The sequence below is a fragment of the Streptomyces sp. NBC_00080 genome, assembly GCF_045041255.1.
Classification (GTDB): domain Bacteria; phylum Actinomycetota; class Actinomycetes; order Streptomycetales; family Streptomycetaceae; genus Streptomyces; species Streptomyces coriariae.
Window position 1 is genome coordinate 7,882,684 of record NZ_CP108235.1, and the last position, 19,726, is coordinate 7,902,409.

General features: G+C 69.3%; 17 protein-coding genes and 1 riboswitch. Of the genes, 14 read left to right on the forward strand and 3 right to left on the reverse strand.

Annotation, left to right across the window (positions count from 1 at the left end; translation table 11 throughout):
- The first annotated feature begins 6 nt into the window (after positions 1-6).
- From OHU34_RS35195 to OHU34_RS35240, 10 genes are all read left to right on the forward strand, one after another.
- Entirely contained in the window at positions 7-2,502 is a 2,496-nt protein-coding gene (locus OHU34_RS35195; RefSeq protein WP_054240337.1) for a mannose-1-phosphate guanyltransferase, read from the forward strand.
- A gap of 166 nt (positions 2,503-2,668) precedes the next feature.
- Complete coding sequence (locus OHU34_RS35200) at positions 2,669-3,505, forward strand: DUF881 domain-containing protein (protein WP_230196498.1); 837 nt, start codon at positions 2,669-2,671, stop codon at positions 3,503-3,505.
- Positions 3,502-3,834: a small basic family protein gene (locus tag OHU34_RS35205; protein WP_020133151.1), complete on the forward strand. Its 333-nt coding sequence runs from the start codon at positions 3,502-3,504 to the stop codon at positions 3,832-3,834. Before OHU34_RS35200 ends, OHU34_RS35205 begins: the two co-directional genes overlap by 4 nt.
- Before the next feature lie 5 nt (positions 3,835-3,839).
- Positions 3,840-4,673, forward strand: a complete 834-nt coding sequence (locus OHU34_RS35210; protein ID WP_142269282.1) for a DUF881 domain-containing protein — start codon at positions 3,840-3,842, stop codon at positions 4,671-4,673.
- Positions 4,674-4,755: 82 nt separating this feature from the next.
- A complete protein-coding gene (locus OHU34_RS35215; RefSeq protein WP_078616158.1) occupies positions 4,756-5,640 on the forward strand; it encodes an FHA domain-containing protein in 885 nt (294 codons plus the stop codon).
- A 44-nt stretch (positions 5,641-5,684) separates the two neighbouring features.
- Positions 5,685-6,422, forward strand: coding sequence for a MerR family transcriptional regulator (locus OHU34_RS35220; RefSeq protein ID WP_142269281.1), 738 nt, complete (start codon positions 5,685-5,687; stop codon positions 6,420-6,422).
- A gap of 84 nt (positions 6,423-6,506) precedes the next feature.
- A complete protein-coding gene (locus OHU34_RS35225; protein WP_004934251.1) occupies positions 6,507-6,980 on the forward strand; it encodes a bifunctional nuclease family protein in 474 nt (157 codons plus the stop codon).
- Between the two features lie 245 nt (positions 6,981-7,225).
- Positions 7,226-7,909 carry a MerR family transcriptional regulator gene (locus OHU34_RS35230; protein WP_078616156.1) on the forward strand — a complete coding sequence of 228 codons (684 nt, stop codon included), beginning with the start codon at positions 7,226-7,228 and terminating at the stop codon, positions 7,907-7,909.
- 69 nt (positions 7,910-7,978) lie between these two features.
- Entirely contained in the window at positions 7,979-9,397 is a 1,419-nt protein-coding gene (locus OHU34_RS35235) for a DNA polymerase IV (RefSeq protein WP_405770104.1), read from the forward strand.
- Between the two features lie 100 nt (positions 9,398-9,497).
- A complete protein-coding gene (locus OHU34_RS35240; protein ID WP_142269279.1) occupies positions 9,498-9,959 on the forward strand; it encodes a nucleotidyltransferase domain-containing protein in 462 nt (153 codons plus the stop codon).
- 12 nt (positions 9,960-9,971) lie between these two features.
- On the opposite strand, the gene OHU34_RS35245 is transcribed toward OHU34_RS35240, so the two are convergent.
- Positions 9,972-10,343: a PRC-barrel domain-containing protein gene (locus OHU34_RS35245; protein ID WP_020133144.1), complete on the reverse strand. Its 372-nt coding sequence runs from the start codon at positions 10,341-10,343 to the stop codon at positions 9,972-9,974.
- Between the two features lie 112 nt (positions 10,344-10,455).
- A riboswitch (glycine riboswitch) is annotated at positions 10,456-10,551 on the forward strand.
- Between the two features lie 183 nt (positions 10,552-10,734).
- Here OHU34_RS35245 and gcvP point away from each other — a divergent pair.
- The gene (gcvP, locus tag OHU34_RS35250; protein WP_230196489.1) at positions 10,735-13,620 is read left to right on the forward strand and encodes an aminomethyl-transferring glycine dehydrogenase; all 2,886 of its coding nucleotides are present in this window, start codon (positions 10,735-10,737) and stop codon (positions 13,618-13,620) included.
- A gap of 50 nt (positions 13,621-13,670) precedes the next feature.
- Here the strand turns inward: gcvP and OHU34_RS35255 are convergent, their stop codons facing one another.
- Both OHU34_RS35255 and OHU34_RS35260 read right to left on the reverse strand, forming a co-directional pair.
- A complete protein-coding gene (locus OHU34_RS35255; RefSeq protein ID WP_230196490.1) occupies positions 13,671-14,090 on the reverse strand; it encodes a molybdopterin-binding protein in 420 nt (139 codons plus the stop codon).
- Between the two features lie 126 nt (positions 14,091-14,216).
- A complete protein-coding gene (locus tag OHU34_RS35260; RefSeq protein WP_230196491.1) occupies positions 14,217-16,172 on the reverse strand; it encodes an amino acid transporter in 1,956 nt (651 codons plus the stop codon).
- 396 nt (positions 16,173-16,568) lie between these two features.
- Between OHU34_RS35260 and OHU34_RS35265 the strand changes: the two genes are divergently transcribed.
- The 3 genes from OHU34_RS35265 to OHU34_RS35275 all read left to right on the forward strand — a co-directional run bounded on the left by OHU34_RS35265 (position 16,569) and on the right by OHU34_RS35275 (position 19,714).
- Positions 16,569-17,861, forward strand: coding sequence for an extracellular solute-binding protein (locus OHU34_RS35265; protein WP_230196499.1), 1,293 nt, complete (start codon positions 16,569-16,571; stop codon positions 17,859-17,861).
- Between the two features lie 6 nt (positions 17,862-17,867).
- Positions 17,868-18,866 (forward strand): carbohydrate ABC transporter permease, encoded by a 999-nt coding sequence (locus tag OHU34_RS35270; protein WP_142269274.1) that lies wholly within the window; start codon positions 17,868-17,870, stop codon positions 18,864-18,866.
- An 83-nt stretch (positions 18,867-18,949) separates the two neighbouring features.
- Positions 18,950-19,714 (forward strand): carbohydrate ABC transporter permease, encoded by a 765-nt coding sequence (locus OHU34_RS35275; protein ID WP_230196500.1) that lies wholly within the window; start codon positions 18,950-18,952, stop codon positions 19,712-19,714.
- Positions 19,715-19,726: the final 12 nt, after the last annotated feature.

A 19,726-nucleotide genomic window follows, 5' to 3' on the forward strand; every position in this document is an offset into this window, starting at 1 on the left:
TCCGACATGAAGGCCGTCGTGATGGCCGGAGGCGAAGGCACGCGCCTTCGCCCTATGACCTCGAGCATGCCCAAGCCGCTCCTGCCGGTGGCCAACCGGCCGATCATGGAGCACGTACTGAGGCTGCTCAAAAGGCATGGGCTCAACGAGACCGTCGTAACTGTTCAGTTCCTGGCGTCGCTGGTCAAGAACTACTTCGGTGACGGCGAAGAGCTCGGAATGGAGCTCAGCTATGCCAACGAGGAGAAGCCACTCGGTACCGCCGGAAGCGTCAAGAACGCAGAGGAGGCGCTGAAGGACGACGCCTTCGTCGTCATCTCCGGCGATGCCCTCACGGACTTCGACCTCACCGAGTTGATCGCCTTCCACAAGGAAAAGGGCGCACTGGTCACCGTCTGTCTGACGCGTGTGCCCAATCCGCTGGAATTCGGTATCACCATCGTCGACGAGGAGGGCAAGGTCGAGCGCTTCCTCGAGAAGCCGACCTGGGGCCAGGTTTTCTCGGACACGGTGAACACGGGCATCTACGTCATGGAGCCGGAGGTCTTCGACTACGTCGAGGCCGATGTGCCCGTCGACTGGTCCGGGGACGTCTTCCCGCAGCTGATGAAGGAAGGCAAGCCGGTCTACGGCTTCATCGCCGAGGGCTACTGGGAAGATGTGGGCACGCACGAGAGCTACGTGAAGGCCCAGGCCGACGTGCTCGAAGGCAAGGTCGACGTCGAGATCGACGGGTTCGAGATCTCGCCCGGCGTGTGGGTGGCCGAGGGTGCCGAGGTGCATCCCGATGCCGTCCTTCGCGGCCCTCTCTACATCGGGGACTACGCGAAGGTCGAGGCCGGCGCCGAAATCCGCGAACACTCCGTCATCGGATCCAACGTCGTCGTGAAGAGCGGGGCCTTCCTGCACAAGGCCGTGGTACACGACAACGTGTACGTCGGTGAGCACAGCAATCTCCGTGGCTGTGTCGTCGGGAAGAACACCGACATCATGCGGGCGGCCCGGATCGAGGACGGCGCTGTCATCGGTGACGAATGCCTGATCGGTGAAGAATCGATCGTGCAGGGCAATGTGCGGGTCTATCCCTTCAAGACCATCGAAGCCGGCGCGTTCGTCAACACGTCGGTGATCTGGGAGTCCCGTGGGCAGGCGCATCTGTTCGGTGCCCGTGGAGTGTCCGGAATCCTGAACGTCGAGATCACGCCCGAACTGGCCGTGCGTCTCGCGGGGGCCTACGCCACGACGCTCAAGAAGGGGTCCACGGTCACCACGGCCCGGGACCACTCGCGTGGTGCCCGTGCGCTGAAGCGGGCGGTCATCTCCGCGCTTCAGGCCAGCGCCATCGACGTACGGGACCTGGAGAACGTCCCGCTGCCCGTGGCGCGGCAGCAGACGGCGCGGGGGAGTGCCGGCGGGATCATGATCCGGACCTCGCCCGGGGTGCCGGACTCCGTCGACATCATGTTCTTCGACGGACAGGGCGCGGATCTGTCGCAGGGCAGTCAGCGCAAGCTGGACCGGGTGTTCGCGCGGCAGGAATACCGGCGGGCGTTCCCGGGAGAGATCGGCGACCTGCATTTCCCGGCCAGCGTCTTCGACTCGTACACCGGGTCGCTGCTGCGGAACGTGGATACGACAGGGATCGCGGAGTCCGGGCTCAAGGTCGTGGTGGACGCCTCGAACGGCAGCGCCGGGCTGGTGTTGCCGAGCCTCCTGGGCAAGCTCGGTGTGGACTCGCTGACCGTCAATCCCGGTCTGAACGAGGCCAGGCCCACGGAGACGGGCGACCAGCGGCGCTCCGGGCTCGTCCGGCTCGGAGAGATCGTGGCGTCGTCGCGGGCCGCGTTCGGCGTGCGGTTCGACCCTGTGGGTGAGCGGCTCTCCCTCGTCGACGAGAAGGGCCGGATCATCGAGGACGACCGGGCGCTGCTCGTGCTGCTCGACCTGGTGGCCGCCGAGCGGCGCAGCGGGCGGGTCGCCCTGCCGGTGACCACGACGCGGATCGCCGAGCAGGTGGCGGCGTATCACGGGACGCAGGTCGAGTGGACGACGACCTCGCCGGACGACCTCACCCGCGTCGGGCGGGACGAGACGGCCATCTTCGGCGGGGACGGCAAGGGCGGTTTCATCGTCCCGGAGTTCAGCAGCGTCTTCGACGGTACGGCGGCCTTCGTGCGGTTGATCGGGCTGGTGGCGCGGACGCAGCTCACGCTCAGCCAGATCGACGCGCGGATTCCGCGGGCGCACGTCCTGAAGCGGGATCTGGCGACCCCGTGGGCGGTCAAGGGCCTCGTGATGCGGCGGGTCGTGGAGGTGGCCGGAGACCGCTTCGTGGACACCACCGACGGGGTCCGGGTGGTGGAGACGGACGGGCGCTGGGTGATGGTGCTGCCGGACCCGGCCGAGGCCGTCACCCACCTGTGGGCGGAGGGGCCGGACGACGCGTCGGCGCAGGCCCTGCTCGACGAGTGGTCGGCGGTCGTGGACAGCGCCGGCCGCTGATCCACGCGCACGCGCGCGTGCCGGACAAGTGTCCCCAAGGGGGCCTGTCCGGCACGCCGGTGGGGCCATTCGGAGGTACTGGGCGCGACGTGCGACGATGTGCGGCATGCCGCAGCAGCCCCCCGTTCGGAGCACACCCGCGCGTGTGTCACGCCCGGACGCGTCCATGTCGCTGCTCACCAACGTCATGGACCACAGCCTCGACGACGGTTATGCCGAGGCCGCCGCCCGAAAGCAGGCCGAGGGCGCCGCTGGGCTGCCCAGGACGGTTCGGGCGAAGCTGGGTCTCGCCGTGGGCCTGGTGCTCGCGGCCCTCGTGGTCACCGTCGGTGCGGCGCAGGCGCGGGTCGCGGCGCCGGTCGTCGCGAAGGAACGCGAGGAGCTCATCGACCGTATCGATCGTGAGACCGATGCCGCCGACGAGCTCGAAAGCGCCGTCGACAAGCTGCGCGACGATGTGAGCGGCCGGCAGCAGGAGGCGCTCAAGCAGAGCGGCGGCGGTGACCAGGCGGATCTGGTGGGCATCCTGTCGGGCGCCGTCGAGGTGCACGGGCCGGGCGTCAAGCTGGTCGTGGACGACGCCAAGGAAGCCACCACGGGTGGTGACGGCAACCCGCGTGAGACCTCAGGCTTCTCCGACACCGGGCGGGTCCGGGACCGTGACATGCAGCGCGTGGTCAACGGGCTGTGGGCGTCGGGTGCCGAGGCCGTCTCCATCAACGGACAACGGCTGACGGCGCTCTCGGCGATCAGGGCCGCGGGTGAAGCGATACTGGTCGACAACAAACCGCTGGTCCCGCCGTACACGGTGCTGGCGGTGGGGGACGGGAAGAGCCTCAGCACCAGGTTCCAGAACAGCGCCGACGGGCTGTATCTGAACGCCTTGCAGGAGAACTACGGCATCCGGACGGCCATCTCCGTGGCGGACGACCTCCGGCTGCCCGCCGCACCGAGTGTGATCGTACGTACAGCGCAGCCGAGAACTGAGAAGGGCACATCGTGATCGCCGTACTGGGCCTCGTCGTGGGAGTCGTGGCCGGCCTGTTGGTCCAGCCCGAGGTTCCGGCGGCCGTCGTGCCTTATCTGCCGATCGCCGTGGTGGCGGCGCTGGACGCCGTGTTCGGCGGGCTTCGGGCCATGCTCGACGGCATCTTCGACGACAAGGTGTTCGTGGTGTCCTTCCTGTCGAACGTGGTGGTGGCCGCGCTGATCGTCTTCCTGGGGGACGAGCTGGGCGTCGGATCGCAGCTGTCCACCGGGGTCGTGGTCGTCCTCGGTATCCGGATCTTCTCCAACGCCGCGGCGATCCGTCGGCACGTCTTCCGGGCGTGAGGTCGATGAGCAACCAGGACGAGACGCCCGAGTACAGGCTCCGCAAGGAGTTGCCCGACGAGGTCCCGGTGACCGCGTCCGCGGACGACGTGGCCGAGAAGCCCGCCGAGCCCGCGCTGACCGGTCGGCAGCGGCTGGTGCAGGGACTCTGGCCGCCGCGGGTGTCGAGGGCCCAACTCATCGTCGCCCTGCTGCTGTTCGGCCTGGGCTTCGGCTTGGCGGTGCAGGTCGCCTCCAACAGCGACAGCGGAAACGCGCTGCGCGGTGCGCGTCAGGAAGATCTCGTACGCATCCTCGATGAACTCGATGACCGCAGTCAGCGTCTTGAGGACGAGAAGCAGGGTCTCGAGAAGCAGCAGCAGGAGCTGGAGAACAGCTCCGACCAGGCCGAGGAGGCCCGGAAGCAGACGGTCGAGAAGGAGAAGCAACTCGGCATTCTGGCGGGCACGGTCGCTGCGCAGGGGCCGGGCATCACGATGACCATCGAGGACACGAAGGGGACGGTCGAGGCGGACATGTTGCTCGACGCGATCCAGGAGCTGCGCGCGGCAGGGGCCGAGGCGATCCAGGTGAACGGAGTGCGGGTCGTCGCCGGCACCTTTCTGGAGGATTCGGGCAAGAGTGTGAGCGTCGACGGGAACAAGATCAACACGCCCTTTCGTTTCAAGGTCATCGGCAACCCGCAGGACCTCGAACCGGCGCTGAACATCCCTGGAGGCGTGGTGCAGACTCTTGAGAAGGAGCAGGCCACCGTGACTGTCGAGCGGTCGGACAAGATCGTCGTGGACGCCTTGCGAGCGGCGAAGCAGCCTGACTACGCTCGGTCGTCGGGCCAGTGAACCGGGGGTGCATGGCGGCCGTCCGGCAGGGGCATGAGGTTGCGGGGGGTCGACGCACCGATCGGGTGGTGCGTGGTGGAAACTGTCTGGTGGGCACGGACGTTGTGAAGGTGTCCGGGTCGACCGGTGTATTCAGTCAGGGTTCGTCCTGCCCCACGGGCGGGTCTGTTTCGGTCAAGGGGAATCGCCCGTGAAGTTGTTTGCGAAGTTGTTCGGCAAGAGCGCGCGAGAGGGTAGCGACAACGCGACCGCTCGCCATCGCGCACAGCCTGACGCAGAGGGTCAGCGGCCGCTGTTCAGGGACCAGGTGGCTGGTCAGGGCGGCGACGTTTCCGGCGGCCAGGGCGCGGCGTCTGTTGACCCTGCGCAGTCCGGCGGCATAGGTTTCGGCCAACCGTCAACCTCAAGTACGGGTGGAGGGTTTTCCCCTATGTCGGCCCTGGTGTGTACGAGGTGCGGTAACCGCAACGCGGAGAACAGCCGCTTCTGCTCCAACTGCGGCGCGCCGCTGCGCCCCGGGCTGACGCCCGAGCGTCCGTCGGAGACGACCTCCACCATCTCCATCTCCGGTCTCGAGGCCTACGACGCCGAGGTCACCGGTCAGACGCAGCTGCCCGCGCTCTCGCCCGAGGCGCAGGCCGCGGTCGACGCGCTGCCGCTGGGTTCCGCCCTGCTGGTCGTGCGGCGCGGCCCGAACTCGGGCAGCCGCTTCCTTCTGGACGGCGACCTGACGACGGCCGGGCGTCACCCGCAGAGCGACATCTTCCTGGACGACGTGACGGTCTCGCGTCGCCACGTGGAGTTCCGGCGCAACCCGGACGGCACGTTCAAGGTCGCGGACGTCGGCAGTCTGAACGGCACGTACGTCAACCGGGAGCGGATCGACGAGGTCCCTCTGTCGAACGGTGACGAGGTGCAGATCGGCAAGTACCGGCTGGTCTTCTACGCGAGCCAGCGGGGCTACTGACCGGCCCCCGGGCACCGTCCGGGGGGACTCCCCAGGGAAGGTCCATGCTTCAAACACCGAGGGGCGGTGCCGGACACGGCACCGCCGCCGCGGACGGTGGTCCGATGAGCATCGGCACCGTGCTGAACGCGCTGCGCGACGAGTTTCCCGAAGTCACCATCTCCAAGATCCGTTTTCTGGAGTCGGAAGGGCTGATCGAGCCGCAACGGACCCCTTCGGGGTATCGGAAGTTCACTGTGCGGGACGTCGAGCGCCTCGGCCACGTCCTGAGGATGCAGCGGGACCACTATCTGCCGCTCAAGGTCATCCGCGAGCACCTGGACGCCGTGGAGCGCGGCGAGGCAGCGCCGCTGCCGACCGTGGGCCGGCAGCGGGACGGCGAGGTCGTTCTGGAGGCGTCGGAGGGGCCCACCGTCGCCAGGATCGGCCGGTCCGAGCTGCTGGCGACCGCGGGAATCGGTGAGCCGGAGCTCGAGGAGTGGGAGTCCTACGGCCTCGTCGCTCCGTTGGAGGACGGGGTCTACGACGCCGAGGCGGCCACGGTGGCAGCGCTTGTCGCCGAGCTGGGCAGATTCGGGATCGAGCCCAGGCACCTGCGGGTGATGAAGGCCGCGGCCGACCGTGAGGCCGGGCTCGTGGACCAGGTGGTGGCCCCGCTCAAGCGCCACCGCAATCCGCAGACCAGGGCCCACGCGCAGGCCCGTACGAAGGAGATCGCGGGGCTCACGGTGCGGCTGCACGCGGCGCTGGTGCAGACGGCACTCGGGGTGCGACTGCCCTGAGCGGGCGGTTTCGCCCTGGGCGGATCGGTCACCCGTTCCCGGCCCGACTACCCAAACGTCCCGGGCACGGCCTAGGGTTGCTGTGTGAACGAGCTCGATGTCGTAGGTGTCCGGGTCGAGATGCCCTCCAACCAACCGATCGTGCTGCTGCGTGAAGTGGGAGGCGACCGTTACCTTCCCATCTGGATCGGACCGGGCGAGGCGACGGCGATCGCCTTCGCCCAGCAGGGCATGGCTCCCGCGCGACCGCTGACCCACGACCTGTTCAAGGACGTGCTGGAGGCCGTCGGCCAGGAGCTCACCGAGGTGCGCATCACGGACCTGCGGGAGGGCGTCTTCTACGCGGAGCTGGTCTTCGCCAGCGGGGTCGAGGTGAGCGCGCGTCCGTCGGACGCCATAGCGCTGGCGTTGCGCACGGGGACACCGATCTACGGCAGTGACACCGTCCTCGATGACGCGGGGATCGCCATCCCGGACGAGCAGGAGGACGAGGTGGAGAAGTTCCGCGAGTTCCTCGACCAGATCTCGCCCGAGGACTTCGGCACCAGCAACCAGTAGCCGGCACATGCGCGGAACGCGGGCGTCCTGCACGGGGACGCCCGCCCTGTTTTCGGCAAATGCCAACGGCGAGTGAGAGCGTCCTACGGCTACTTCTCAGCGCATTCGGCTAGCCTTTCCCCGCGACGGGGTGCGGGAAACCACTCTCAGGGTGATTATCACTCGGCGTGCCGAGTGTGGCGATCGTTGACGCACCCCTGGTGACTGCCTACCGTCGACAAGGCAGGTCAAGGACGGAGGTCGGCGTGAGAAGCAGCGGCGACGGTACGGCTGGGGGTGCCCCCGGACTCGGTGTCGGGGGGAGCGGTCCGTACCCTTCCCCGGGCTCTCCAGCACGCTCGAGCAGGGGGTACCCCCAGCAGAGCAGCGCGGCCGACCACGCTCCGCAGCGACCGGCGGCCGTGCCGAGCAGCGGAGGGGCGACGTCCATGGCGTCCGAGCAGATCGGCTATCGCGGTCCGACGGCCTGCGCGGCCGCCGGCATCACCTATCGGCAACTGGACTACTGGGCCCGCACCGGGCTGGTGGAGCCGAGCGTGCGGCCCGCACACGGGTCCGGCACGCAGCGTCTGTACAGCTTCCGGGACGTCGTCGTTCTGAAGATCGTCAAGCGGTTCCTCGACACCGGGGTGTCGCTGCAGAACATCCGCACCGCCGTGCAGCATCTGCGGGAGCGCGGGTTCAGTGACCTGGAGCGCATGACGCTGATGAGCGACGGCGCCACGGTCTACGAGTGCACCTCGCCGGACGAGGTCCACGCGCTGCTCCAGGGCGGTCAGGGCATCTTCGGGATCGCCGTGGGCGTGGTGTGGCGGGACGTCGAGAGCGCGCTGTCGCAGTTGCACGGGGAGCGTGTCGACACCGGGGAGACGCTCGTCGGCCACAATCCGGCGGACGAGCTGGCCCGTCGGCGTAACCGGGCCGTCTGACACCCCTCCTGGCGTGCTGGGGGCAGCTGTACGACGTCATTGTCAGTGGCGTGGTGCAGCATCGGACATGTGAGAAACGCGCCCACGATCCTGCATCTCGACATGGATGCCTTCTTCGCCCAGGCGGAGCAGGCGTCCAAGCCGAGTCTGCGCGGGAAAGCCGTGGTCGTGGGGGGTCTGGGGCCCCGTGGAGTGGTCGCGACCGCCTCCTACGAGGCGCGGGTCTTCGGAGTGCATTCGGCGATGCCCATGGCCCAGGCGCGCCGGCGGGCTCCGAACGCCGCGTATCTGGTCCCGCGCTTCGCGTTCTACCGGTCGATCAGCGAGCAGGTCATGGGGCTGCTGCGGGCGCTGTCGCCGCTGGTGGAGCCGCTGAGTCTGGACGAGGCCTTCGTGGACCTGGATGCCGGGGGAGCGGCGTGGGACAGCGAGTCGGCGCGGCTGGCGGGGATCAGGCTGCGCGCGGACATACGGGCCGTCACCGGGCTCACGGGTTCGGTGGGCCTGGCCTCCTGCAAGATGCTGGCGAAGATCGCCTCGGAGCAGGCGAAGCCCGACGGGCTGGTGCTGATCGAGCCGGGGACCGAGCGGGCCCTGCTCGGACCGCTGTCGGTGCGGACCCTGCCGGGGGTCGGACCGGCGACGGGGGACCATCTGCGCCGGGCCGGGATCACCACGATCGACGAGATCGCGGAGGCGGGTGAGGACGAGCTGGTACGGCTGCTGGGCAAGGCGCACGGGCACGCGCTGTACGCCATGGCGCTGGCCCGCGACGACCGGCCCGTGGTGGCGGAGCGGGAGACCAAGTCGGTGTCGGTGGAGGACACGTACGACGTGGACATCCACGACCGGGTCCGGGTGGAGCTGGAGGTGCAGCGGCTCGCGGACCGGTGTGTGCGCAGGCTGCGGGGAGCCGGCCTGTCGGGGCGGACCATCGTGCTGAAGGTGCGGCGGTACGACTTCTCCACGCTCACCCGGTCCGAGACCCTGCGCGGACCCACCGATGACCCGGGGGTGGTCCGGGAGGCGGCGGCCCGGTTGCTGGACTCGGTGGACACGACGGGCGGGGTGCGGCTGCTCGGGGTGGGCGTCAGCGGGCTTGCGGACTTCACACAGGAGGATCTGTTCGCGCAGGCCGCCGAGGACCGGGCGGACGGGCCCGAGGAGGTACTCGCGGACGAGCCCGTCGGCGAGGCGCCGGTGCCGGTCGAGCGCCAGTGGCGCCCAGGACACGACGTGCGGCATGCCGAGCTCGGACACGGATGGGTGCAGGGCAGCGGGCTGGGCCGGGTCACCGTGCGGTTCGAGACGCCCGAGTCGGAGCCGGGACGGGTGCGCACCTTCAGGACCGACGATCCGGGGCTGGAGCCGGCGGATCCGTTGCCGCTGGTGCGACGAAGACTTGAGGAAGACGGTGGCGGGACGGCGACGGGAGCGCCGCGTCCGGAGGCGAAGCCGTCGGGGGTGGAGCCCGGGAACTCCGCGTGAGGCGGATCAGTTACACAGAGTGAAGCGGTTCGAAGTGTGGGGTGGGTCGGAGCGGTGGCGGTGTCCCGAGAGGTGACACCGGTGACGGATGGGGAACTGCATGAAGCTGCACGGAGGCCGGTTCGCGGACCCGGCGGGGGCGTCGCCGGAGCGCGAAGCGGAGATGGGCCGGGTGGTGGACCGGGTCACCCGGTGGGCGGGGAACCGGAGTGACGTGGTGGGGCTGCTGCTCGTCGGGTCCCTTGCACGCGGGGCCGCGCGTCCCGACTCGGATGTGGACCTCGTGGTGTTGTCGACGGCGCCTGCCCGGTACGCGGAGGACGACGGGTGGGCGCGGGAGCCGGCCCTGGGGGAGGTGGTCCGGGTCCAGGAACGGGGGTCCGTCACCGAATGGCGGTATGTGACCGCCTCCGGTCTGGAGGGCGCGGTGGTGATCGGTTCCGCCCACTGGGCGCGAACCGATCCGGTCGATGCCGGCACCCGAAGAGTCGTCACGGACGGCGCCCGGCCGCTGTACGACCCTGCCGGGATTCTCGGGGCGCTGCTACAGGCCTGCGGCTGAGGGGCCGAGGGGTCAGCTGTCGTCCGTACCCGCCAGCCGGCCGAAGTCGCGGTCGGGGAGCGGGGGAGCGGCGCCCACGTCGAGGCCGTAGTGGTGGTAGAGCTGGAGCTCCTGTTCGGGGGAGAGGTGGCGACCCACGCCGAAGTCGGGAGCGTCCTTGATCAGGGCCCGTTCGAAGGGGATGCGCAGGGTGCCCTCGACCAGTTGGCTGGGCTCCAGGGGGACGAAGGCGTCGCGGGAGAACAGGCCGGTGCGTATGGCCGCCCACTCCGGAACTCCGGTGGCGTCGTCGAGATAGACCTCGTCGACCGTGCCGATCTTGGTGCCGTTGCGGTCGAACGCCTTGCGGCCGATCAGGTTGCGCGGATCGATGTCGGTCTGCACGGGCCCTCCACTTGGTCGCAACTCATCCGTAAGCACTACAAAAGAGCACATTGGGACGAGTGGCCACTCGAGCGAGTCTCGTTGACCCCGCTGGTAGTCTGACAATGGCTGCTGACACCGCGCGGGAGAGTCCTCCGGACATCACCGGAGGCGCCGAAGGAGCAAATCCTCCCCGGAATCTCTCAGGCTCACGTACCGCACGGACGAGGTCACTCTGGAAAGCAGGGCGGGTGCCGACGGCGTCGACGGCTTCCGCTCTCACCGACGGTGAAAGCCGGGTGCCCTCGGGCGGCCCGGTGAAGCTCTCAGGTTGAGATGACAGAGGGGGAGGCCGTCCGGGTACCCACCGTGGTGACCCTCGAAGGTCGTGTCAGACCAGGAGGCCTCCGTAATGACCGCCCACCGCATTCCGCTCACAGAGCTCGAGCAGGGAATCCCCTTCGAACAGCGCCACATCGGGCCCGACCTCGAAGCGCGGGCCAAAATGCTCGCACAGGTCGGCTACGGCTCGCTCGACGAGCTCACCGCCGCAGCGGTCCCGGATGTGATCAAGAACGCCGACGCGCTGGACCTGCCGGGCGCGCGCACCGAGGCCGAGGTGCTGGCCGAGCTGCGCTCGCTGGCCGACCGCAACCAGGTCCTCGACTCGATGATCGGCCTCGGCTACTACGGGACGTTCACGCCGCCCGTCATCCTGCGCAACGTCATGGAGAACCCGGCCTGGTACACGGCCTACACGCCGTACCAGCCGGAGATCTCCCAGGGGCGGCTCGAGGCGCTGCTGAACTTCCAGACCGTGGTCGCCGACCTCACCGGGCTGCCGACCTCCGGTGCGTCGCTGCTCGACGAGGGCACGGCAGCCGCCGAGGCGATGGCGCTGTCCCGGCGGATGGGGAAGAACAAGAAGGGCCTCTTCCTCATCGACGCGGACGCGCTGCCGCAGACCATCGCAGTGATCGAGACCCGCGCCGAGCCGACAGGCGTGGAGATCGTCGTCGCCGACCTGAGCGACGGGATCCCGGCGGAGATCGCCGCGCGGGAGATCAACGGTGTGCTCGTCCAGTACCCGGGTGCCTCCGGTGCCGTACGTGACCTCAAGGCGCTCGTCGACCAGGCGCACGGGCTCGGCGCGCTCGTCACCGTCGCCGCGGATCTGCTCGCGCTGACGCTGCTGAAGTCGCCGGGCGAGCTGGGGGCGGACATCGCCGTCGGAACGACGCAGCGGTTCGGCGTGCCGATGGGCTTCGGCGGGCCGCACGCCGGTTACATGGCCGTCCGCGAGCAGTTCGCGCGCAGCCTGCCCGGGCGGCTGGTGGGCGTGTCGGTGGACGCCGACGGGCACAAGGCCTACCGGCTCGCGCTCCAGACGCGTGAGCAGCACATCCGGCGCGAGAAGGCCACCAGCAACATCTGCACGGCCCAGGTGCTGCTGGCGGTGATGGCGGGGATGTACGCCGTCTACCACGGTCCCGACGGGCTGCGGGCGATCGCCCGGCGCACGCACCGGTACGCCTCCGTCCTCGCCGCCGGGCTCGAGGCCGGTGGCGTCGAGGTCGTGCACGGGTCGTACTTCGACACGCTGACCGTACGGGTGCCGGCGAAGGCCGCCGAGGTCGTCGCCGCCGCGCGGGAGCGTGGGGTCAACCTGCACCTCGTCGACGCCGACCAGGTGTCGATCGCCTGCGACGAGACGACCGCGCGGGCGCAGGTGTCCGCCGTCTGGGCAGCCTTCGGGGTGGACGGCGACATCGAGGCGCTCGACGCGGCCACCGTCGACTCCCTGCCCGATGATCTGCTGCGGTCCGACGCGATTCTGACGCATCCCGTCTTCCACCAGCACCGTTCCGAGACCGCGATGCTGCGCTACCTGCGCAGGCTCGCGGACCGGGACTACGCGCTGGACCGGGGCATGATCCCGCTGGGCTCCTGCACCATGAAGCTCAACGCGACCACCGAGATGGAGCCGGTCACCTGGCCCGAGTTCGGGCAGCTGCACCCCTTCGCGCCGGCCGAGCAGGCGGAGGGCTACCTGACGCTCATCCGGGAGCTGGAGGAGCGGCTCGCCGAGGTCACCGGGTACGACAAGGTGTCGCTCCAGCCGAACGCCGGGTCGCAGGGCGAGCTGGCCGGGCTGCTCGCCGTCCGCGGGTACCACCGGGGCAACGGCGACGAGCAGCGGACCGTGTGCCTCATCCCGTCCTCCGCGCACGGCACGAACGCGGCCAGTGCCGTGATGGCGGGCATGAAGGTCGTCGTCGTGAAGACCGCCGAGGACGGCGAGATCGACGTCGAGGACCTGCGGGCGAAGATCGAGCGGCACCGGGACGAGCTGTCGGTGCTGATGATCACCTACCCGTCGACGCACGGCGTGTTCGAGGAGCACGTCGCCGACATCTGCGCCCAGGTGCACGAGGCGGGCGGGCAGGTGTACGTCGACGGCGCCAACCTCAACGCGCTCGTCGGTCTCGCCAAGCCGGGGCACTTCGGCGGGGACGTCTCGCACCTGAACCTGCACAAGACGTTCTGCATCCCGCACGGCGGCGGCGGCCCGGGCGTCGGACCGGTCGCCGTACGGTCGCACCTGGCGCCGTATCTGCCGAACCACCCGCTGCAGCCCGCCGCCGGGCCGGACACCGGGGTGGGGCCGATCTCCGCGGCTCCCTGGGGTTCCGCCGGGATACTGCCGATCTCGTGGGCGTATGTGCGGCTCATGGGCGGCGAGGGGCTCAAGCGGGCCACCCAGGTGGCCGTGCTGAGCGCCAACTACATCGCCAAGCGGCTGGAGCCGCACTACCCGGTGCTCTACAACGGGCCGGGCGGGCTGGTCGCGCACGAGTGCATCATCGACCTGCGGCCGCTGACCAAGGCGACCGGCGTGAGCGTCGACGACGTCGCCAAGCGGCTCATCGACTACGGGTTCCACGCGCCGACGATGTCGTTCCCGGTGGCCGGGACGCTGATGATCGAGCCGACCGAGTCCGAGGACCTGATCGAGATCGACCGTTTCTGCGAGGCGATGATCGCCATCCGCGCGGAGATCGAGAAGGTCGGGGCGGGCGAATGGCCGGCCGAGGACAACCCGCTGCACGGTGCCCCGCACACCGCGGCGGCGCTGGGCGGGGAGTGGGAGCACGCGTACACGCGTGAGGAGGCCGTCTTCCCGGCCGGTGTGTCGGCCGCCGACAAGTACTGGCCGCCGGTGCGCCGGATCGACCAGGCCTTCGGCGACCGGAACCTGGTCTGCTCGTGCCCGCCGCTGGACGCGTACGAGGACTGAGCCGGTGCGTGAGGGCCCCCGTCCGTTCCGGGCGGGGGCCCTCACGCGTGCTAGGCCGTCGCCAGGGACACCTCGGTCGCCTTGATCAGCGCGATGACGTCGGAGCCGACGAAGAGACCGAGGTCGGTGGCTGCTTCCTTGGTGATCACCGAGGTGAGTTCGCCCCCGTCCATGGAGACCTTCACCGAGGCCATGACCCCGCCCGTCACCAGGCCGGTGATCGTGCCGGTGAGCTGGTTGCGGATCGAGAGGCCGTCGACCCGGCCGGTGGCCAGGGAGACCTCCGTCGACTTCACCAGGGCGCGGACGGCGGTGCCGGCGGCCAGGGCGAGCTGGTTGACGGCCTCCAGCGTGATGGCCGACGTGAGGTCCTGGCCGCCGTCCAGTCGGATCTTGACGGTGGCCATCACCTCGTCGGGGCGGACGTCGGTGACGGTGCCGGGAAGTTGGTTGCGGATGCTCAGGCTCATGAGCGTCAACGGTAGGCCGCGGGTCGCCTTATGCCGGTTATGTCCGGGTATGCGTCGTCCTGGCGACGTCGGGGCGGGTCGGGTCGGTTCCCTTCGTATCGTGTCGGGACGACGGCCCGGGACGGGTCAGCCGGTGTGGACGCGGGGCCGGCGGTCGCGGTCCGGTTCGGCCTCGCGCAGGACCTCACGGGTGACCGGGGCGACCTCGCCCTGGCCGAACAGGAAGAAGCGCAGGAAGTTGGCGAAGGGGTTGCCCTCGGTCCACTCGAAGTAGATGTGCGGGATGCAGCCGGTGGAATCACGGGTGCGCAGCAGCAGCGCGGCCAGGGCGTTGGAGATGGAGGAGGACTCCAGGGTCAGGACGCGGTAGCGGCCGTGCAGCACCTCGCCGCGGACCGTCAGGCCGGACTCGAACTCGGAGGGGTCGACGACGGTGACCTCGACGAAGACGAAATCCTCCCCCGGGATGTCGTTGTCCTGCCGGATCTGTTCGATCTTGTCGCGGTACTCGGCCTTGTCGCGTTGGTCGGGCTCGTTGGCGATGAACCGTATCTTGCGGCTGGCCATGTCCCGGATGAAACGTTCCGCCATCGGGTCCAGCGTCACGCTGGTCACCCGGAGCTCGAAGGCTCGGGCCAGCCGGGACAGCAGCGAGACCAGGATGATGCCCGCGATGAAGCAGGCGCCGATCTTTACGCCGTCGGGGCGCTCGATGACGTTCACGACGGTCACATAGAGCAGCACGGCCGAGATCGCGGCGAAGCCGACCGTCCAGCCCCGCTGCCGGGCGCGGCGGGCGGCGATGGTCACCGCGATCGCCGCCGAGGACATCAGGACCAGGACGCCGGTGGCGTAGGCGCCGCCCTGGGCGTCGACGTCGGCGTCGAAGATCCAGGTGACCAGGAAGGCGACGAGGGTGAAGACGATGACCATGGGGCGGACGGCGCGGGCCCAGTGCGGGGCCATGCCGTAGCGGGGGAGGTAGCGGGGCATCAGGTTGAGCAGCCCGGCCATCGCGGAGGCGCCGGCGAACCACAGGATGGCGATCGTCGACACGTCGTACACCGTGCCGAAGGCGTTGCCCAGGTATTCGTGGGCGAGGTACGCGAGGGCGCGCCCGTTGGCCTGGCCGCCGGACTCGAACTCCTTCTCCGGGATCAGCACCGTGGTGATGAAGCTGGTGGCGATCAGGAAGACGCTCATGATCAGGGCGGCGGTCGTCAGCAGCTTCTTGGTGTCCCGGACGCGTCCTCTGGGGTGCTCCGCGGTGTCGTCCGGGTCGCCCTGGACGTGCGGCATGACCGCGACGCCGGTCTCGAAACCGGACAGGCCCAGCGCGAGCTTGGGGAAGACCAGCATCGAGACACCGATCATCACGAACACGTTGCCGTGTTCGGCGGTCAGCGCGTCGGCCCAGTCGGTGACCACATGGCCCTCGGTGACCACATGCCACAGGCCGACGGCCACGACGACGACGTTCAGCCCCAGATAGACGACGACCAGCGCGACCGCGACGCCGATGGCCTCCAGGAAGCCCTTGAGGAACACCGCTCCCAGCAGGGCGACGAGGACGAGCGTGATCACCATCTGCCGGTCGTGCAGGGTGCTGGTCAGGTGCGGGTTCTCGACCAGGTGGGTCGAGGCGTCCGCCGCGGACAGGGTGATCGTGATCAGGAAGTCGGTGGCGGCGAACCCGAGCAGGGTCAGGACGAACAGCTTGCCCTTCCAGAAGGACAGCAGTCGTTCCAGCATCGCGATCGAGCCCTCGCCGTGCGGACTCTCCTCGGCGACGCGCCGGTAGACCGGCAGGGCGCCCGCCAGGGTGACGACGACCAGCACGATCGTCGCCACCGGCGAGAGCAGGCCGGCCGCGAGGGCGGCGATACCCGGCTGGTAGCCGAGGGTCGAGAAGTAGTCGACGCCGGTCAGGCACATCACCCGGTACCAGCGCTGGCCCTTGTGCTCGGGCGCGGCCTCGGTGTCCGGGGCCGTTGGGGGAGCGTGACCCTTGCCCATGTCGGACAGGCCCTCCAGCATCCAGGCGCGCAGGCGACCGGGAGGAGGGTGCTCGGTGGTGGCCATCGGGCGCTCCTGAGGTGCGGATCGGCGTGTGGTTTCGGCCATCACGCGGACGGCGGAATCAGCGTAAGCGGAGAGTGACGCCTGGGCCCTTGGATCATGGGCGGCACGGCGTCAAGCTTCCGTTAAGACTGGTCGCGGGGTGGACACGCAGCGTGACGCACCGCCTGGTTTGTTTCCGGCCGCCGGATCATTGCCCCCGCCCGCTTCGTAATGTTCGCCGGTTGATCCGAATGTTTCGATGCCGCCTGGCGCCTCGCTGAGCCTTCTCCCGTGAAAGGGCCCCCGGATTCCCTGTGTTCAAGGGGTTGCCACCCGTCGAAGGGTGTCTCTAGGGTGCGGCAGCAGCGAAGCTTTCTGGATCTGGTTCGAAACTTTCGATCTATCAAGGAGCGCATGATGGGCGACCCGGCACTCTCCCGCCGCGGCTTTCTGGCGGCCTCCGCCGCGGCCGGTCTGAGCATGACGGCACTGAGCGCCTGCGGCGGCGACTCGGACGGAGGGTCGTCGGGGACGACGACCATCGAGTGGTGGAACATCTCCACCACCCAGCCGACCAAGGACGTCTGGGCCGGTCTCGCCAAGCAGTTCGAGGCCCAGAACCCCAAGGTGAAGATCAAGATCGTGCAGTTGGAGAACGACGCCTACAAGTCGAAGATGACGGCGCTGACCGCCTCCGGGAAGCTGCCCGACATCTTCCACACCTGGGGCGGCGGTGTCCTGCGGCAGCAGGTCGACGCCGGGCTCGTCGAGGACCTCACGGAGCGGACGAAGGAGTGGGGCGACGGCCTGCTCCCGGTCGCCCGCGAGCCCTACCTGCTCGACAAGAAGGCGTACGGTGTCCCGTTCGACATCGGCATGATCGGGTTCTGGTACAACAAGGCGCTCTTCAAGCAGGCCGGGATCAGCGCTCCCCCGACCACCTGGAGCGGCTTCCTCGACGCGGTGCGCAAGCTGAAGGCCGCCGGGATCACCCCGCTCGCGCTGGCTGGCAAGGAGAAGTGGCCCGGAATGTACTACTGGGCGTATCTCGCGATGCGCACCGCCGGTGTCGACGCCCTGCGCACGGCCGGGGACGACAAGGACTTCACCGGGGACGGGTTCGTCCAGGCCGGGCAGCACCTCCAGGACCTGGTCGATCTAAAGCCGTTCCAGAAGGGCTTCCTCGGCGCCGCCTACTCCAGCCCCACCGGCCAGGCCGCCGCCGTCGGCAACGGCAAGGCGGCGATGGAACTCATGGGCCAGTGGGCGCCGGTGGTGGAGGCCGACGCGGGCAAGGGGCTCGGCGCGAACCTCGGCTTCTTCCCGTTCCCGGCGGTCGACGGCGGGAAGGGCGTGATCACCGAGGTGTTCGGCGGAGGCGGCGGGCACGCCCTGCGCAAGGACGCCCCGCAGGCGGCCGTCGACTTCCTGAAGTTCTTCGCCACCGCCGCCACGGACACCGAACTGGTCAAGAAGACCGGGGTTCTGCCTGTCGTACCGGCCGCCGAGAGCGCCATCGCCGACCCCAACATCAAGGCCGTACAGGCCCAGTTGAAGGCCGCCACCGGCTTCCAGCTCTACCTCGACCAGGCCTACGCGCCGGCCCTCGGCCAGGAGGTCAACGACAGCGTCGCCGCCCTCATAGCCGGGTCCAAGTCGCCTCAGCAGGTCACCGATTCGATCACCAAGGTCGCGAAGGAAGAGCAGTAGCAGGCGATGACCTCCACCTTCCTTCCGGACAAGCGCAGCGGCCCGGACGCAGGCCCGCCGCCCCCGTCCGCCGGCCCGGGCCGGAGCCGGGCGCGGCGGCGGGCGCGGCACTGGCTCACCGCCGTCGGCTTCCAGGTGCCCGCGCTGGTGCTCTTCGGCACGCTCGTGCTGCTGCCGATGCTCTTCGCGCTGTACGCCTCGTTCTTCCGCTGGGGCGGCTTCGGCATGCCCGACGACTACATCGGCGGCGACAACTTCACCCGGCTCTTCCAGGACCCGGTGTTCCTGGGCGACCTGTGGCGCTGTCTGCTCCTGGTCGGCCTCTCGCTCGTCCTCCAGCTGCCGTTCGCGCTCGCCCTCGCGGTCGCCCTCAACCAGAAGATCCGCGGCCGGGCCGTGTACCGGATGCTGTTCTTCGCGCCGTACATCCTCTCCGAGGCGATCACCGGCGTGCTGTTCAGCATGATCTTCGCCCCGGACGACGGTCTCGCCGACCACGTGCTGGGGGCGATCGGTCTGGACGGGGTGGGCGGCCAGTGGTTCGCCGACCCCTCCACCGTCATGGCCACCCTCTTCCTGGTCATGACGTGGAAGTACTTCGGCTTCCACATGATGCTCTACCTGGCCGGACTCCAGTCCATCCCGGCCGAGTTGACGGAGGCGGCCCTGATCGACGGAGCGGGTCCCTGGCAGCGCTTCCGCAACGTCACCCTGCCGCTGCTCGCGCCGACCCTGCGGATCAGCGTCTTCCTGTCGGTCATCGGCTCGATCCAGCTCTTCGACCTGGTGTGGGTGGTCACCGCGGGCGGCCCCGACCACCACTCCGAGACGATGGCCGTGACCATGTTCCAGTACGGGTTCAAGCGCTACCAGGTCGGCTACGCCAGCGCGATCAGCGTGGCCATGTTCGGCATCAGTCTCGTCTTCGCCCTCGCCTACCAGCGGTTCGTGCTCCGCCGGGACCTTCAGGGCGCCACCACGACCATGCGAGGAGGCGGCGCGTGAAAACCCGTGAGACCGGCCGGAGCACCCGCCGTACCGGCCGGACGCTTCCCCTGCACCTCGTCCTCGGGCTCGTCGGCGCGGTGATGGCCGTACCGCTCGGCTACGCCGTGCTGTCCGGCTTCAAGTCCACCGACCAGCTCTCCCGCAACCCCATCGGCCTGCCCGACCCCTGGGTCACCTCCAACTACACGGACATCCTCGGCTCCGGTTCCTTCTGGCAGCTCGTCGGCAGCAGCACGCTCATCGCGGCCGGTACGACCGTGGTGGTCGTCGCGGTCTCGGCGCTGGCCGCGTTCTCCTTCGCCCGGTTCGCCTTCCGCGGCCGGGAGATGCTGTTCACCCTGTTCACGATGGGGCTGATGTTCCCCTTCGCGGTGGCGGCGCTGCCCCTCTTCCTGCTGCTGCGGTCGATGGGCCTGCTGGACAACCCCCTCGGCGTGATCCTGCCGCAGGCCGCCTTCGGGCTGCCGATGACCATCGTGGTCCTGCGCGGGTTCTTCCGGGAGATCCCCGCCGAGCTGGAGGAGGCGGCCACCCTCGACGGCTGCGGGCCCCTGAAGTTCTTCTGGCGGATCCTGCTGCCCATGGCCAGGCCCGCCCTCGGCACGGTCTCCGTGCTCGCCGTGGTCGGCAGCTGGAACAACTTCCTGCTGCCGTTGCTGGTCTTCAACGAGCCCACCTGGTGGACCATCCCGATCGGCGTCCAGCAGTTCCAGGGCCAGTACTCCGCGGAGTACGCGCGCGTCTTCGCCTACCTCGTGCTCGCCATGGTGCCCGCCCTGGCGTTCTACTCCGTCGCCGAGCGCCAGCTCGTCGGCGGCCTCACCGCGGGCGCCACCAAGGGATGACGCGCGCCCGCG